We start from the raw sequence: 16,115 nt of genomic DNA, 5'->3' as shown, positions 1-16,115 counted from the left end.
ACATGGACACTTTCTTCTCCTTCTACGTGCTGCCGACGCTGATCATCCTCTTGAAGTCGGTCGTGCTGATCGTCGTTTTGCTGATCGGGGTCGCCTACCTGCTTTACGCCGACCGCAAGATTTGGGCGGCGGTGCAGCTGCGCCGCGGCCCGAACGTCGTCGGCCCGTGGGGCACGTTGCAGGCTTTCGCCGATCTGTTGAAGTTCGTCTTCAAGGAGCCGGTCATTCCGTCCGGCGCCAACAAGGGCGTCTTCCTTTTGGCGCCGCTGGTGTCGGCGGTGCTGGCGATCTCTGCCTGGGCGGTTATTCCCGTCAATGCCGGCTGGGCAATCGCCAACGTCAATGTCGGCATCCTCTACGTCTTCGCCATCTCCTCGCTCGAGGTCTATGGCGTGATCATGGGCGGCTGGGCGTCCAACTCGAAATATCCATTCCTTGGTGCGCTGCGCTCGGCGGCGCAGATGGTGTCCTACGAAGTCTCGATCGGCTTCGTCATCGTCACCGTGCTGCTTTGCGTCGGCTCGCTCAACCTGTCGGACATCGTGATGTCGCAGCAAGACGGGCTGGGCACCAGGCTTGGTCTGCCCAACAGCTTCCTCGACTGGCACTGGCTGGCGCTGTTCCCGATGTTCGTCATCTTTTTCATCTCGGCGCTGGCCGAGACGAACCGCCCACCCTTCGATCTGGTGGAAGCCGAATCCGAACTCGTCGCCGGCCACATGGTCGAATATTCCTCGACGCCGTTCCTTTTGTTCTTCCTCGGCGAATATGTCGCCGTGGTGCTGATGTGCGCGCTGGCCACCATCCTGTTCCTCGGCGGCTGGCTGCCTCCCTTCGACTTCGCGCCCTTCACCTGGGTGCCCGGCGTGATCTGGTTCGTGCTCAAGATCTGCCTGATGTTCTTCATGTTCTCGATGGTGAAGGCCTTCGTGCCGCGCTACCGCTACGACCAGCTGATGCGTCTTGGCTGGAAAGTCTTCCTGCCGATTTCGCTGGCGATGGTGGTAATCGTCGCCGCCTTTCTCAAGATCACGGGGTTTGCGTGATGTCCGCTCTTGGCCAAGCCGCCAAATCGCTGCTGCTGCAGGATTTCGTCAGCGCCTTCTTCCTGTCGATGCGCCAGTTCTTCGCGCCGAAGGAGACGATCAACTATCCGCACGAGAAGGGTCCGGTCAGCCCGCGCTTCCGGGGCGAACATGCGCTGCGCCGCTATCCCAATGGCGAGGAGCGCTGCATCGCCTGCAAGCTGTGCGAAGCGATCTGCCCGGCGCAGGCGATCACCATCGAGGCCGGCCCGCGCCGCAATGACGGCACGCGCCGTACCGTGCGCTACGACATCGACATGGTGAAGTGCATCTATTGCGGCTTCTGCCAGGAAGCCTGCCCGGTCGACGCCATCGTCGAGGGGCCGAATTTCGAATTCGCTACGGAGACGCGCGAGGAGCTTTACTACGACAAGGACAGGCTGCTGGCGAATGGCGACCGGTGGGAGCGCGAACTGGCGCGCAACATCTCGCTGGACTCGCCCTACCGCTGACATTTGACGCATGGACGGGGCGAGGGGCCTCGTCTAAGGACAACGCAACTTGCCGGCCGGAGGCGGTCGCAAACATCGAACAGGACGGATGTCCTGTTTCGGACAGGAACCCGGGGGATCCCCAATGCTGAGTGGACTAGAGGCGGCCTTTTTCTACCTCTTCGCCTTTGTCGCGGTGGCGTCGGCCTTCATGGTCATTTCGGCGCGTAACCCTGTGCATTCCGTGCTGTTCCTGATCCTGACCTTCTTCAACGCCGCCGGCCTGTTCATGCTGACCGGCGCCGAGTTCCTGGCGATGATCCTGCTCGTCGTCTACGTCGGCGCCGTCATGGTGCTGTTCCTGTTCGTCGTCATGATGCTCGATGTCGACTTCGCCGAGATGAAGGAGGGCGCTCTGCAATATGCGCCGATCGGCGCGATGGTCGGGCTGATCCTGGCGGCGGAGCTGATCGTGGTGCTTGGCGGTTACACATTCGCGCCGCAGCTGGCGTCGACGGTCTCGAAGCCGATCCCGGACCTCGCCGCGCGGACCAACACCGCCGCCCTCGGCGACATCCTCTATACCGACTACCTCTACTACTTCCAGATTTCGGGCCTCATCCTGCTGGTCGCCATGATCGGCGCGATCGTCTTGACGCTGCGCCACAAGGAAGGGGTCAAGCGGCAGTCGATCGCAGCCCAGGTTGGCCGAACGCCGGCGACGGGCATGGAAATCCGCAAGGTCAAGTCGGGCGAGGGGCTCTGAGATGGTCGTCGGCATCGCACATTACCTCACCGTATCGGCGATCCTGTTCACGCTCGGCGTGTTCGGCATCTTCCTGAACCGCCGCAACATCATCGTCATCCTGATGTCGATCGAGCTGATCCTTTTGGCCGTCAACATCAATTTCGTCGCCTTCTCGGCGGCACTCGGCGATCTCGTCGGACAGGTGTTTGCGCTGTTCGTGCTGACGGTCGCGGCCGCTGAAGCGGCCATCGGTCTTGCCATTCTTGTCGTCTTCTTCCGCAACCGCGGCTCAATCGCGGTCGAAGACGTGAACCAGATGAAGGGTTGACGAGGCAGTTATGTATCAAGCGATCGTCTTCCTTCCGCTGCTGGGCTTCCTGATTGTCGGCCTGTTCGGCAATTCGCTCGGCGCCAAGGCATCGGAATACATCACCTCGGGCTTCCTGGTGATCTCGGCCGTGCTGTCCTGGGTCGCCTTCTTCTCCGTCGGCTTCGGCGAGGGCGAGGTGTTCACCGTGCCGGTGCTGCGCTGGATCCAGTCGGGCGGGCTGGACGCCTCCTGGGCGCTCAGGATCGACACGCTGACGGTGGTCATGCTGGTGGTGGTCAACACCGTGTCGGCGCTGGTTCACATCTATTCGATCGGCTACATGCACCACGACCCGAACCGGCCGCGCTTCTTTGCCTATCTGTCGCTGTTCACCTTCGCCATGTTGATGCTGGTGACGGCCGACAATCTGGTGCAGATGTTCTTCGGCTGGGAGGGCGTCGGTCTCGCTTCCTATCTGCTGATTGGCTTCTGGTACAAGAAGCCGTCGGCCAATGCCGCGGCCATCAAGGCCTTCGTCGTCAACCGCGTCGGCGATTTCGGCTTCGCGCTCGGCATTTTCGGCGTCTTCGTGCTGTTCGGCTCGGTCAATCTCGGCACCATCTTCGCCAATGCCGCGACGTTCATTCCGACCGAAGGCGCTGAGCACGGTGCTGCCGTTCTCACCTTCCTTGGCTATGCGCTCGACAAGCACTCGGCCATGACCATCGTCTGTCTGCTGCTGTTCATGGGCGCCATGGGCAAGTCGGCGCAGGTGCCGCTGCACACCTGGCTGCCGGACGCCATGGAAGGCCCGACGCCGGTCTCCGCCCTCATCCATGCCGCCACCATGGTCACGGCCGGCGTGTTCATGCTGGCGCGCCTGTCGCCGCTGTTCGAGCTGTCGCATTCGGCGCTGACGGTGGTCACCTTCATCGGCGCCTTCACCGCCTTCTTCGCGGCGACCGTCGGCCTGGTCCAGAACGACATCAAGCGCGTCATCGCCTATTCGACCTGCTCGCAGCTCGGCTACATGTTCGTCGCGCTCGGCGTCGGCGCTTATGGCGCTGCCATCTTCCACTTGTTCACGCACGCCTTCTTCAAGGCGCTGCTGTTCCTCGGTTCGGGCTCGGTCATCCATGCCGTCTCCGACGAGCAGGACATGCGCAAGATGGGTGGCCTGCGGAAGCTCATTCCCAAGACCTACTGGATGATGGTGATCGGCACGCTGGCGCTGACCGGCGTCGGCATTCCGGTGACCGTTATCGGCACCGCCGGCTTCTTCTCCAAGGACGCCATCATCGAGGCTGCCTTTGCCGGGCACAATGCGGTCGCCGGCCTCGCCTTCATCCTGCTGGTCATCGCCGCCTGCTTCACCTCGTTCTACTCCTGGCGGCTGATCTTCATGACCTTCCACGGCGAGCCGCGGGCGAGCCACGACGTCATGCACCACGTCCATGAATCGCCGCCGGTGATGCTGGTGCCGCTGTTCATCCTGGCCGCGGGCGCGCTGTTTGCCGGCATCATCTTCCACAACGCCTTCATCGGCGAGGGCTATGCCGAGTTCTGGAAGGCGTCGCTGTTCACGCTGCCGGACAATCACATCCTGCACGATATCCACGAATTGCCGCTGTGGGTCGAGCTGGCACCGTTCGTCGCCATGGTCATCGGCTTTGCCGTCGCCTGGAAGTTCTACATACGCTCGCCGGAACTGCCCCGGAGTGTCGCCGCCAACCATCGCCTGCTCTATGCCTTCCTGCTCAACAAGTGGTATTTCGACGAGCTCTACGACGTCCTGTTCGTGCGGCCGGCCAAGGCGCTGGGCAGGTTCCTGTGGAAGACCGGCGACGGCACCATCATCGACGGGCTCGGGCCGGACGGCGTTTCGGCGCGCGTCGTCGACGTCACCAACCGTGTCGTCAAGCTGCAGACCGGCTACCTCTATCACTATGCCTTCGCCATGCTGATCGGCGTGGCCGCACTCGTCACCTGGATGATGCTCTGATGACCGCCTGGCCAATCCTCTCGCTGGTCACCTTCCTGCCGCTGGTGGGTGTGCTGCTGATCCTGTTCATCAGGAACGACAGCGAAAACGCACGCCGCAACATCCGCGCCATCGCGTTCACAACGACGGCGGCCACCTTCATCATCTCGCTGTTCATCTGGACCGGCTTCGACAATTCGCAGGCCGGCTTCCAGTTCGTCGAGAAGTTCGCCTGGCTGGATTCGGGCATTTCCTACCATATGGGCGTCGACGGCATTTCGATGCTGTTCGTCATCCTGACGACGTTCCTGATGCCGCTTTGCATCCTGGCGTCGTGGGAAGCGATCGACAAGCGCGTCAAGGCCTACATGATCGCCTTCCTGCTCCTGGAAACGCTGATGATCGGCGTGTTCTGCGCGCTCGACATCGTGCTGTTCTACGTCTTCTTCGAGGCCGGCCTGATCCCGATGTTCATCATCATCGGCGTCTGGGGCGGCAAGCGCCGCGTCTATGCCTCGTTCAAGTTCTTCCTCTATACGCTGGCCGGCTCGGTGCTGATGCTGCTCGCCATCATGGCGATGTTCTTCCAGTCCGGCACCACCGACATTCCGACGCTTTTGACCCACAATTTCCCGGCCAGCATGCAGACATGGCTATGGCTCGCCTTCTTCGCCTCTTTCGCCGTGAAGATGCCGATGTGGCCGGTGCACACCTGGCTGCCTGACGCGCACGTCGAGGCGCCGACGGCGGGCTCGGTGATCCTGGCCGCCATCCTGCTCAAAATGGGCGGATACGGCTTCCTGCGCTTCTCGCTGCCGATGTTCCCGCTGGCGTCGGAAATGTTTGCGCCACTGGTGTTCACGCTGTCGGTCGTCGCCATCATCTACACGTCGCTGGTGGCGCTGATGCAGGAGGACATGAAGAAGCTGATCGCCTATTCCTCGGTCGCCCATATGGGCTTCGTCACCATGGGCATCTTCGCCATGAACCAGGAAGGCGTGCAGGGCGCGATCTTCCAGATGCTGTCGCACGGCCTGGTGTCCGGCGCGCTGTTCCTGTGCGTCGGCGTCATCTACGACCGCATGCACACACGCGAGATCGACGCCTATGGCGGTCTGGTCAACAACATGCCGAACTACGCCACCGTGTTCATGGTCTTCACCATGGCCAATGTCGGCCTGCCCGGCACCTCGGGCTTCGTCGGCGAGTTCCTGACCATGCTCGGCGTGTTCCGGGTCAACACCTGGGTGGCGTTCTTCGCCGCCACCGGCGTCATCCTGTCGGCGGCCTACGCGCTCTGGCTCTACCGCCGGGTGATCTTCGGCGCGCTGACCAAGGAAAGCCTGAAGGGCCTGCTCGATCTCTCGACGCGCGAGAAGGCGATCATCTACCCGCTGGTCGTGCTGGTCATCTTCTACGGCGTCTATCCCGCTCCCGTCTTCGATGCCACGGCCCAGTCGGTCAAGGCGCTCGTCACCAATGTCACCGCATCCATCGGCGCCGCGCAGACCGCGGCGGCGAACTGACCAGAGGTTTTGCGAACCATGACGCCGGACCTTTACTCCAGCCTTTCGCTCTCGACGCCGGAGCTGATCCTCGCCATCGGCGCGCTGGCGCTGTTGATGGTCGGCGCCTATTCGCGCGCCAACGCCGTCAACATGGTGACCGGCCTTGCCGTCGCCGTGCTGGTGATATCAGGCATATGGCTGGTCTTTTCCACGGGGCAGGGCAGCGCCTACGGCAACGCCTTTATCCAGGATCCTTTCTCCCGCTTTATGAAGGTGCTGTCGCTCGTCGGTTCGGCAGTGACGCTGGTGATGTCGATGCGCTTTGCCAAGCAGGAGCATTTCGACAAGTTCGAATACCCGGTGCTGATCCTGCTCTGCACGCTCGGCATGATGCTGATGATCTCGGCCAACGGCATGATCGGGCTCTATCTCGGCCTCGAACTGCAATCGCTGGCGATCTACGTGCTGGCGGCGATCAACCGCGACAATCTGCGCTCGACCGAGGCCGGCCTGAAGTACTTCGTGCTCGGCGCGCTGTCGTCGGGCATGCTGCTCTACGGCATCAGCCTGGTCTACGGCTACACCGGCAATGTCGGCTTCCAGGAAATTGCCTCCGCACTTGGCAGCGGCGAACGCCAGCTTGGCCTCGTCGTCGGCCTGGTCTTCGTGCTGGCCGGCCTCGCCTTCAAGATCTCGGCGGTGCCGTTCCATATGTGGACGCCGGATGTTTACGAGGGCGCACCGACGCCGGTCACCGCCTTCCTGGCGGCAGCCCCCAAGATGGCGGCGATGGCGCTGATCGTGCGCGTCACCATGGGCGCCTTCAAGCCGATCGCTTCCGACTGGCAGCAAATCGTCGTCTTCATCTCGATCGCCTCGATGGCGCTCGGCGCCTTTGCCGCCATCGGCCAGACCAACATCAAGCGACTGATGGCGTACTCCTCGATCGGCCATATGGGCTATGCGCTGGTCGGTCTTGCGGCCAACAGCGAGGCCGGTGTGCGCGGCGTCGCCATCTACATGCTGATCTATCTGGTGATGACGCTCGGCACCTTCGCCTTCATCCTCGCCATGCGGCGCAAGGAAGGCAATGTCGAGCAGATCAGCGATCTCGCCGGTCTCTCGTCGACCAACCCGATCATGGCGACGATCCTGACCATATTGATGTTCTCGCTGGCCGGCATCCCGCCGCTCGCCGGCTTCTGGGGGAAGTGGTACGTCTTCCTCGCCGCCATCAACGCCAACCTCTACGCGCTGGCGATCATCGGCGTGCTGGCTTCGGTCGTGGGCGCCTATTACTATCTGCGCATCATCAAGATCATGTGGTTCGACGAACCGGCGGGCGGCTTCGTGCCGATGGCCAGTGAACTGCGCCTCGTGCTCGGCGTCTCCGGCGCTTTCGTGCTGTTCTATGTGCTGATCGGCGGTCCGATCGCGACCTACGCCGAAGCCGCCGCCAAGACATTTTTCTGAGCGGGATGGCATTTCGGCTGGCTCCAACCTCTGAGACGGAAGGGTTCCGGCTCGAGGCCCATGACAGTATCGGCTCCACCAACACGGTGGCGCTGGACCATGCAAGGGCAGGCGACCCCGGCAAATTGTGGGTCGTTTCCAAAAAGCAGGAAAGCGGGCGCGGCCGCCGTGGCCGTGCCTGGGTATCGCCCGAAGGCAATCTGGCGGCGACTTTGCTCGTCATCACCGGCGGTGAGCTTCGCATTGCCGCGACGCTCGGCTTCGTCGCCGGCCTGTCGCTGGCCGACGCGCTCGACGCCGTGGTGCCGAAGGGCAGGATCGCCATCGGCCTCGACGGCGGAAGCGACGGCAAGAACCGTTTCGAGCTGAAATGGCCGAACGATGTGCTGGCCTCCGGCGCCAAGCTGGCCGGGATCCTGTTGGAATCGGCCATTCTCGATGGCGGCCGCTTCGCGGTGGCGGTCGGCATCGGCGTCAATGTGGTGGCATATCCCGAGGATATGCCGTATCCGGCGACATCGCTGCAGGCGCTTGGCGCGACATGCGATGCCGAAACGCTGTTTCTGGCGCTGTCGGATGCGTGGACCGACAATGCGCGGCTGTGGGACGAAGGACGCGGGCTCGATGCCATCCGGCGGCGCTGGCTGGCGCGTGCGGCGGGGCTTGGCGGCGAGGTTGCTGTCAGGATTGACGGGAATGTCGTGCGCGGTACCTTCGAGACCATTGACGAGGACTGCCGTTTCGTGATCCGCGATGATGAGGGGTCGGTCGTGACGGTAGCCGCCGGCGACGTGCATTTCGGCGCGGTCGCGTCGGCAAGAGTCTGATTGTTGTGCGCAATTCCTGTGGGAAAACCGTTACACACTTTTCCTGGAATTGCTTAAGGGGCTGGCCGCAACGGCCGGGAAGGGAAAATTGATGGCGAAAGCGCAAAACGCCGAACTCGTCTTCGTGCCGCTTGGCGGCGTCGGCGAGATCGGCATGAACTTCGCCCTTTACGGCTACGGGACGCCCAGTGCCCGCGAATGGATCGTCGTCGATGTCGGCGTCACCTTTCCCGATGCGGCGCATCCGGGCGTCGACCTGATCCTGCCCGATACGCGCTTTATCGAGGAGAACCTCGCCAATCTGCGTGGCATCATCATCACCCACGCGCATGAAGACCATTATGGCGCGCTGCTCGATACCTGGCCGAAGCTGAAGGCGCCGGTGTGGATGACGCCGTTCAGCGCCGGCCTGCTGGACGCCAAGCGCCAGGGCGAACAGGGCGCGCCGAAGATCCCGGTGACGATCTACCGGGCAGGCGAGACGTTTACCGTCGGTCCGTTCGAGATCGAGGCCATTCCGGTGGCGCATTCGATCCCCGAGCCGATGTCGCTGGCGATTACCTCGCCGGCCGGCACGGTCATCCATACCGGCGACTGGAAGATCGATCCGGAACCGACGATCGGTCCCAAAACCGACGAAGCGCGCTTCCGCGCCTACGGAGACAAGGGCGTGCTGGCGCTGGTCTGCGATTCGACCAATGCGCTCAGGGAAGGCGAATCGCCGTCGGAAGTGGCGGTTGGCGAGGGTCTCAGGGGTGTCATCCAGAGCGCCGTCGGCCGCGTCGCGGTCACCACCTTCTCGTCCAATGTCGGGCGCATCGTCTCGATCGCTAAGGCGGCGCGTGACGCTGGCCGGCAGTGCCTGGTGCTCGGCCGCTCGCTGAGGCGTGTCATCGATGTGGCCGGTGAACTCGGCTACATGGACGGGTTGCCCGAGTTCATCGCCGAAGAAGACTTCGGTTTCATCCCGCGCGAAAACCTGGTCATCATCTGCACCGGCAGCCAGGGCGAGCCGCTGGCGGCACTGGCCAAACTGTCGCGCGAAGAGATGAAATCGGTGTCTCTGACGGCAGGCGACACGGTGGTGTTTTCCTCGCGCACCATTCCCGGCAATGAGAAGGCGATCCTCGAGATCAAGAACCGCCTGATCGACCTCGGCATCAAGATCATCGAGGACGGCGACGCGCTGGTGCATGTCTCCGGCCATCCGCGCCGCAGCGAATTGCGCAAGATGTATGAATGGGTGCGGCCGCAAATCGGCGTTCCCGTGCATGGCGAAGCCGCGCATCTGGTGGCGCAGGGGTCGCTGATGTCGACCTCCGGTATCGGCCAGGTCGCGCAGGTGCGCGACGGCGACATGCTGAGGCTGGCGCCCGGTCCCGCCACGATCATCGACCAGGTGCCATTCGGCCGCATCTACAAGGATGGCAGGCTGATCGGTACCGACCAGGCTATGGGCATACGCGACCGGCGCAAGCTCTCCTTCGCCGGCCATGTCGCGGTCAATGTCGTGCTCGACGACAAATATGAGCTGGCCGGCGATCCCGATCTGGTCGCCATCGGCGTCGCCGAAGCGGATGCCCGTGGCGAGAACATGGAAGATCTGATGCTCGACGCGGCCGTCGGCGCGGTGGACTCCATCCCGCGCCAACGTCGCAAGGACCTCGATCTGGTGCAGGAAGCGGTGCGTCGCGCCGTGCGCGGCGCCGCCAACGAAGCCTGGGGCAAGAAGCCGCTGGTGACGGTGTTCGTCACGCGCTAGGGTGACGCCATCCGCTGGAGTTCAGCTGGTGGCGGGAAGCCAGCGAAACGTCCCGTCCACCTGCTCGATGTGCCCGAGACCCGGAAACGGCATATGATAGCCGGCGACAAGCAGCCGGTGGTGGGCGGCCATTTTCAGCAGGCGCTTGCGGGTCTCGACGGCCTGCTCCTTCTCGTCGTCGAGATCGGCATGCCACTCAGGGCGCTGGATCGACACGACAGAGTGCAGAAAGGCGTCCGACCAGATGAGCAATTGCTGCCCATCGCTTTCGACGTGGAACGCCAGCAGTCCCGGCGAATGGCCGGCGGCGTCGATGGCGGTGATGCCCGGCACGACCTCGTCTCCGGGCGCTACGAATGTCGCGCGGTCGACAAGGCCGGCGCAGACACGCAGGAACAGATCGCGATTGCTCAGCCTGGTTTCGCGCACCGTATCGGCCTCGGTCCAGAAGACGAATTCTGCCGCACCGAACACGTAGCGCGCCCGGCTGAAGACGGCTTCGCCGTTGTGGACGAGGCCCCCGATGTGGTCGGGGTGGCCATGCGTGATGACGACCAAATCGATGTCGCCGGGCTGGAGCCCAAGGTCTTGCAGGCATTGCAGGAGTGAGCTGTCGGCATCGCCGAATCCGGTGTCGAACAGAATCTTTTCGGCACCGGTGTCGACCAGTGTCGGGATGAAGCAATGGTCGTATCGATCGGGATCGATGAAGTTCGAGATGGCGAGTTCCCGCACCGCGCCCGGCGATTGCCCGGGTGCGAAGGCAGCCGCCAGATTGTCGCGGAGATCGACGGCGTCGAGCAGGGCGGCGACCTTGAAGGAGCCGAGATCGAAGCTGAAAACGCGGGAGCGGATATCGGGCATTGCCGTTTGTACTTCGCAGACATCGATTGGAACAGGCCGACGGTTCTCGGAAGTGCGACCTTGCGCGCCTCGGCAAAGGCTATTGATGTCAGCCGATTTGCCGTAAGACGCCAGCATAGAAGCTGGAGGTTTCATGCTGGGACGCCTGAACCATGTCGCGCTTGCCGTGCCGGATCTGGCTGCGGCGATTACCGCTTACCGTGATACGCTTGGCGCGAAGGTCACCGCGCCGCAGGCACTGCCGGAGCACGGCGTGACGGTGGTGTTCGTCGATGTCGGCAACACCAAGATCGAACTGCTGGAGCCGCTGGGCGACGGCTCGCCGATCGCGGCTTTCCTGGCGAAGAACCCCTCGGGCGGCATGCATCATGTCTGCTATGAGGTCGACGATATTCTTGCCGCGCGCGATCATCTCAAGGCGAGCGGCGCCCGCGTGCTGGGCGACGGCAATCCCAAAACCGGCGCCCACGGCAAACCGGTGCTGTTCTTGCATCCCAAGGATTTCTTCGGCACGCTGGTCGAACTGGAGCAGGCATGAGCTGGATTTCGTTTGCCGCGCTGTTCTTCATCACCTGGTGGCTGATGCTGTTCATCGTGCTGCCTTTCAGCGTGCATACGCAGGATGACGATCACGACGTGACGCTGGGCACCGTTGCCAGCGCCCCGCGCGGGCCGCATATGCTGCGCGCCGTGATCCGCACCACCGTCGTCACGGCGGTCGTCATGGGCATTTTCTACGGGCTGACGCACGGGCTGGGTTACAGCCTCGACGAAGTCCCGCACATCATCCCCGAAGCCAGCCAGGCACCGGCTAACTAAAACCTTTCCCGCCGACAAAATCGGGCGGGCGGCAGGCTGCTGTTTGTGCCTATTTTCGGATCATGGAAGTCTAGTTTCGGCGCACTCGGGCTGAGGTTAGCAACTCTGCGCGCAAGAATAGCCAATCCTGATGGAATCGCGGCGAGATCACGCCGGCGCAAGCTCATGTGATTTGGGAATGTGTAGATCTAACCAGATGATTGCGCAAAAAAAATGCAAGGCACAAGGCCTTGCAATTTAAACGCGTTCCGATCTGTTTTCCGGTTTCCGGCGGCAGCGGGTAACCGCGCCTAGATCGCATCCTCCCAAGACTTTGACCGCGTAGGAGAGCAGATTTTTCTCCGCCCTCTCGGTTATCGGGGCACACTAGCCTAACCCTGATGAAATTGTCACGCAGAATTTTGCCCGCAAACGGGCAATCTGTGCTGCAGTGCACAATAGTGCGGCAGGCTTTGCTTGCGAAACGAACAACACCGGCGCTGCCGCATTAATGTGACCAGGTGTGCTGCGTCGCTCAGACGCGCAAGGCGTGTATCAGCACCTTCCAGCCTGGCGGAGCACCTTGCGCCCAAGGATTATCGTTTTCGGTTTGAAGGTCTTTGGAAGAAGAAGAATCGTTTTTTGCGATTTCGGGCCGATGCCGCGGGTCGGGTTTCCATTCCGTCACGAAATAGCTATGAAGCCGGGGCAAGCAAGCCAGCCGCGCCGATTCCAGCGCAGCCTCCTCTCTCACGGACCTGTCCATGCGTTTGTCGCAGTTTTTCCTGCCCATCCTGAAAGAAAATCCGCGCGAGGCCGAGATCGTCTCGCACCGGCTGATGCTGCGTGCCGGCATGATCCGCCAGCAGGGGCAGGGCAGCTTTTCCTGGCTGCCGCTGGGCAAGCTGGTGCTGGACAAGGTCTGCCGCATCATCCGGGAGGAGCAGAACCGCGCAGGCGCACTGGAAATCCTGATGCCGACCATCCAGTCGGCCGACCTGTGGCGCGAAAGCGGCCGCTATGACGACTACGGCAAGGAGATGCTGCGCATCAAGGACCGGCAAGACCGCGACATGCTCTACGGTCCGACCAATGAGGAAGTGGTTACCGAGATCGTGCGCGCCTACGTCAAGTCCTACAAGGATTTGCCGCTCAACCTCTACCACATCCAGTGGAAGTTCCGCGACGAGGTGCGGCCGCGCTTCGGCGTCATGCGCTCGCGCGAATTCCTGATGAAGGACGCCTATTCCTTCGACCTCGATTTCGAGGGGGCAAAGGCGGCCTATAACAGGATGTTCGTTTCCTATCTCAGGACGTTCACGCGCATGGGCCTGCAGGCCATTCCGATGCGGGCCGACACCGGGCCGATCGGCGGCGATCTCAGCCATGAATTCATCATCCTGGCCGACACCGGCGAGAGCCAGGTCTATTGCGACCGCGAGTATCTGTCGCTGCAGGTGCCCGGCGAAAACACCGACTTCGCCAATGACGGCGAGATCGCCGACATCGTCAAGACGTGGACGACGCCCTACGCCGCCACCGACGAGATGCATGACGAGGCGGCCTGGGACAAGCTCGGCGAAGCGGACCGGGTGTCGGCGCGCGGCATCGAGGTCGGCCACATCTTCCATTTCGGCGACAAATATTCGAAGCCCATGGGCGCCAAAGTGACCGGGCCCGACGGCAAGGACCATTTCGTCTCCGGCGGTTCCTACGGCATAGGTCCGTCGCGCCTGGTGGCGGCGATCATCGAGGCCAGCCATGACGACAACGGCATCATCTGGCCGGAAGCGGTGGCGCCGTTCGACATCGGCCTGATCAACATGAAGGTCGGCGACGCCGACTGCGACCGTGTCTGCGACGAGCTCTATGCCGCCTTCACCGGCGCCGGCAAGGACGTGCTCTACGACGACACCGACCAGCGGCCGGGCGGCAAGTTCGCCACCGCGGATCTGATCGGCCTGCCCTGGCAGGTGATCGTCGGACCGCGCGGCGTCGCCGCCGGCGAGATCGAAATCAAGAACCGCCGGACCGGCGAGCGCGAGACGCTGCCGGTGGCTGAGGCCAGGAAACGCTTCGGTACAACCGCATGAGCGAAGCCGCGGCAGCGAAATCGCCGGTAGCCAAGTCTCCGGTCGTCAAGTCTCCGGTCGCTGGCCCGTTCTCCATGTTCGAACGCATGGTTGCCTGGCGCTATCTGCGGTCGCGCCGCAAGGAGACGGTGATCTCGGTCATCGCCTCGATCTCCTTCCTCGGCATCATGCTCGGCGTCGCGACGCTGATCGTCGTCATGGCGGTGATGAACGGATTCCGGGCTGAGCTTCTGACCCGCATCCTCGGCGTCAACGGTCATCTGATCGTGCAGCCGCTGGATTCGCCGCTTGAGGACTACGCGCAGGTTGCCGCCCGCATCAACGGCGTGGCCGGCGTCAAATACGCCATTCCGCTGATCGACGGCCAGGTGCTGGCGCAAGGCAATGTCGGCGGCGGCATGGGCGCGCTGGTGCGCGGCATACGCGCCGAAGACCTCGGCAAGATCGCCATCGTCGCCAACAACGTCAAGCAGGGTTCGCTCGCCGATTTCGACTCGGGCGAGGGCGTCGCCATCGGCAAGCGCATGGCCGAGAATCTCGGCCTCGTGCTCGGCGACACCATCACACTGATCTCGCCTGACGGCGATGTGACGCCGATGGGCACGACGCCGCGGATGAAGGGCTACAAGGTGGCGGCGATCTTCGAGGTCGGCATGTCGGAGTATGACAGCTCCATCGTCTACATGCCGTTTTCCGAAGCGCAGCTCTATTTCAACATGGACGGCAGGGCGCAGACGATCGAGATCTATGTCGACAATCCCGACGATGTGGACGCGCTGAAACCGCTGGTCGATGCGGCAGCGCAGCGGCCGATCGACATGGTCGACTGGCGCCAGCGCAACGAGACGTTCTTTTCAGCACTTCAGGTCGAGCGCAACGTCATGTTCATGATCCTGACGCTGATCGTGCTGGTGGCGGCGCTCAACATCATCTCCGGCCTGATCATGCTGGTGAAGGACAAGGGCCACGACATCGCCATCCTGCGCACGATGGGCGCCTCGCGCGCCGCCATCCTGCGCATCTTCCTGATGACGGGCGCTGCGATCGGCGTCACCGGCACGCTCGCCGGCGTGCTGCTCGGGGTGCTCATCTGCACCAACATCGAATCCATCCGCCAGTTCTTCTCCTGGATGACCGGCAAGGTGCTGTTCAATCCGGAGCTCTATTTCCTCAGCCAGTTGCCGGCAAAGATGGACCCGCGCGAGACCACCTACGTCATCCTGATGGCGCTCGGCCTGTCCTTCCTGGCCACCGTGTTTCCGGCGTGGCGGGCCGCCCGTCTCGATCCGGTCGAGGCCTTGAGATACGAATGAAGTCCGAGATCATTATCGAGCTGAAGAGCGTCGAGCGGCACTATGTCCAGGGGCCGCGCAAGCTCACCATTTTGAACGGCGCCGACTTTTCGCTGAAGCGCGGCGAGATGGTGGCGCTGGTGGCGCCATCGGGCACCGGCAAGTCGACGCTCTTGCACACTGCGGGCCTGCTCGAGCGCCCCGACGCCGGCGACGTCATTTTGGCCGGCCGCGCCTGCGGACGGCTGTCCGATGACGAACGCACCGCGATCCGCCGCAACGATGTCGGCTTCGTCTATCAGTTTCACCATTTGCTGCCGGAATTTTCGGCACTCGAAAACATCATGATGCCGCAGCTGATCAAGGGGCTCTCGCGCAAGGAGGCGTCGGAGCGCGCGGCACAGCTGCTCGACTACATGCAGATCGGCAAGCGCGCGTCGCACCGGCCGTCCGAATTGTCGGGCGGCGAGCAGCAGCGCGTCGCCATTGCCCGTGCCGTCGCCAATGCGCCATTGCTGCTTTTGGCCGACGAGCCGACCGGCAATCTCGACCCCGTCACTGCCTCCTATGTCTTCGAGGCGCTGGGCGCGCTGGTCAGGCAGTCCGGCCTTGCCGCGCTGATCGCCACCCACAATCACGAACTGGCCTCGCGCATGGATCGGCGGGTGACGTTGCACGAGGGTAAGGTGGTGCCGCTTTAGCAGGCTGTTGAAGAAGTGCTGGCGCGGGTGTTTGGGTCGTGATTCACTGATCCCGAGATGATTTGGGGATTTTTGGATGCGCGGCTCAGACGAACGGACAGGTTCGCTGTTTTCGTATGTCGACCTTGAGGCGCGGGTTCGCCGCGACCATCCGTTGCGAGTGATACAGGAGATCGTGAACGCGGCTCTCGTTGCGATGGACCGAGATTTTGCTGGGCTCTATCGGCCGGGGCTCGGCCGCC

General features: G+C 62.8%; 15 protein-coding genes and 1 pseudogene. 15 read left to right on the top strand and 1 reads right to left on the bottom strand.

All coding sequences use genetic code 11. The features are described from left to right. The first annotated feature begins 2 nt into the window (after window positions 1–2). From nuoH to AC1D1L_RS30525, 9 genes are all read left to right on the top strand, one after another. On the top strand, window positions 3–1,046 hold the full coding sequence (gene nuoH / locus AC1D1L_RS30565; protein ID WP_477345080.1) for an NADH-quinone oxidoreductase subunit NuoH: 1,044 nt from the start codon (window positions 3–5) through the stop codon (window positions 1,044–1,046). Further along, a complete protein-coding gene (gene nuoI, locus AC1D1L_RS30560) occupies window positions 1,046–1,537 on the top strand; it encodes an NADH-quinone oxidoreductase subunit NuoI (RefSeq protein WP_181055889.1) in 492 nt (163 codons plus the stop codon). The genes nuoH and nuoI overlap by 1 nt, the downstream gene beginning before the upstream one ends. A 124-nt stretch (window positions 1,538–1,661) precedes the next feature. Beyond that, the gene (locus AC1D1L_RS30555; protein ID WP_352559278.1) at window positions 1,662–2,282 is read left to right on the top strand and encodes an NADH-quinone oxidoreductase subunit J; all 621 of its coding nucleotides are present in this window, start codon (window positions 1,662–1,664) and stop codon (window positions 2,280–2,282) included. Window position 2,283: 1 nt separating this feature from the next. Then, the gene (nuoK, locus tag AC1D1L_RS30550) at window positions 2,284–2,592 is read left to right on the top strand and encodes an NADH-quinone oxidoreductase subunit NuoK (protein ID WP_023670810.1); all 309 of its coding nucleotides are present in this window, start codon (window positions 2,284–2,286) and stop codon (window positions 2,590–2,592) included. A 10-nt stretch (window positions 2,593–2,602) separates the two neighbouring features. After that, on the top strand, window positions 2,603–4,576 hold the full coding sequence (gene nuoL / locus AC1D1L_RS30545; RefSeq protein ID WP_477345079.1) for an NADH-quinone oxidoreductase subunit L: 1,974 nt from the start codon (window positions 2,603–2,605) through the stop codon (window positions 4,574–4,576). Beyond that, window positions 4,576–6,081 carry an NADH-quinone oxidoreductase subunit M gene (locus tag AC1D1L_RS30540; protein ID WP_477345078.1) on the top strand — a complete coding sequence of 502 codons (1,506 nt, stop codon included), beginning with the start codon at window positions 4,576–4,578 and terminating at the stop codon, window positions 6,079–6,081. Before nuoL ends, AC1D1L_RS30540 begins: the two co-directional genes overlap by 1 nt. Window positions 6,082–6,099: 18 nt before the next feature. Further along, window positions 6,100–7,536 (top strand): NADH-quinone oxidoreductase subunit NuoN, encoded by a 1,437-nt coding sequence (nuoN, locus tag AC1D1L_RS30535; protein WP_477345077.1) that lies wholly within the window; start codon window positions 6,100–6,102, stop codon window positions 7,534–7,536. Window positions 7,537–7,541: 5 nt separating this feature from the next. After that, window positions 7,542–8,363: a biotin--[acetyl-CoA-carboxylase] ligase gene (locus tag AC1D1L_RS30530; protein WP_477345076.1), complete on the top strand. Its 822-nt coding sequence runs from the start codon at window positions 7,542–7,544 to the stop codon at window positions 8,361–8,363. Window positions 8,364–8,454: 91 nt separating this feature from the next. After that, window positions 8,455–10,125 (top strand): ribonuclease J, encoded by a 1,671-nt coding sequence (locus AC1D1L_RS30525; RefSeq protein WP_477345074.1) that lies wholly within the window; start codon window positions 8,455–8,457, stop codon window positions 10,123–10,125. Between the two features lie 21 nt (window positions 10,126–10,146). On the opposite strand, the gene AC1D1L_RS30520 is transcribed toward AC1D1L_RS30525, so the two are convergent. Beyond that, complete coding sequence (locus AC1D1L_RS30520; protein ID WP_477345073.1) at window positions 10,147–10,989, bottom strand: MBL fold metallo-hydrolase; 843 nt, start codon at window positions 10,987–10,989, stop codon at window positions 10,147–10,149. A gap of 133 nt (window positions 10,990–11,122) precedes the next feature. On the opposite strand from AC1D1L_RS30520, the gene mce reads away from it, so the two are divergent. From mce to AC1D1L_RS30490, 6 genes and pseudogenes are all read left to right on the top strand, one after another. Beyond that, entirely contained in the window at window positions 11,123–11,527 is a 405-nt protein-coding gene (gene mce, locus AC1D1L_RS30515) for a methylmalonyl-CoA epimerase (RefSeq protein WP_112565137.1), read from the top strand. Further along, window positions 11,524–11,808 (top strand): DUF1467 family protein, encoded by a 285-nt coding sequence (locus AC1D1L_RS30510; RefSeq protein ID WP_477345072.1) that lies wholly within the window; start codon window positions 11,524–11,526, stop codon window positions 11,806–11,808. The genes mce and AC1D1L_RS30510 overlap by 4 nt, the downstream gene beginning before the upstream one ends. A gap of 743 nt (window positions 11,809–12,551) precedes the next feature. Next, the gene (gene proS, locus AC1D1L_RS30505; protein ID WP_477345071.1) at window positions 12,552–13,880 is read left to right on the top strand and encodes a proline--tRNA ligase; all 1,329 of its coding nucleotides are present in this window, start codon (window positions 12,552–12,554) and stop codon (window positions 13,878–13,880) included. Continuing rightward, entirely contained in the window at window positions 13,877–15,193 is a 1,317-nt protein-coding gene (locus tag AC1D1L_RS30500) for a lipoprotein-releasing ABC transporter permease subunit (RefSeq protein ID WP_477345070.1), read from the top strand. The genes proS and AC1D1L_RS30500 overlap by 4 nt, the downstream gene beginning before the upstream one ends. Further along, window positions 15,190–15,873 (top strand): ABC transporter ATP-binding protein, encoded by a 684-nt coding sequence (locus tag AC1D1L_RS30495; RefSeq protein ID WP_112565145.1) that lies wholly within the window; start codon window positions 15,190–15,192, stop codon window positions 15,871–15,873. Before AC1D1L_RS30500 ends, AC1D1L_RS30495 begins: the two co-directional genes overlap by 4 nt. A 76-nt stretch (window positions 15,874–15,949) precedes the next feature. Further along, window positions 15,950–16,115, top strand: a pseudogene (locus AC1D1L_RS30490) (IS5/IS1182 family transposase); the annotation flags it as partial.

It is taken from the genome of Mesorhizobium sp. P2_D6, from assembly GCF_056404315.1.
Note: the sequence above shows the minus strand (reverse complement) of the source record. Positions and strands in the feature narration are given on the sequence as shown.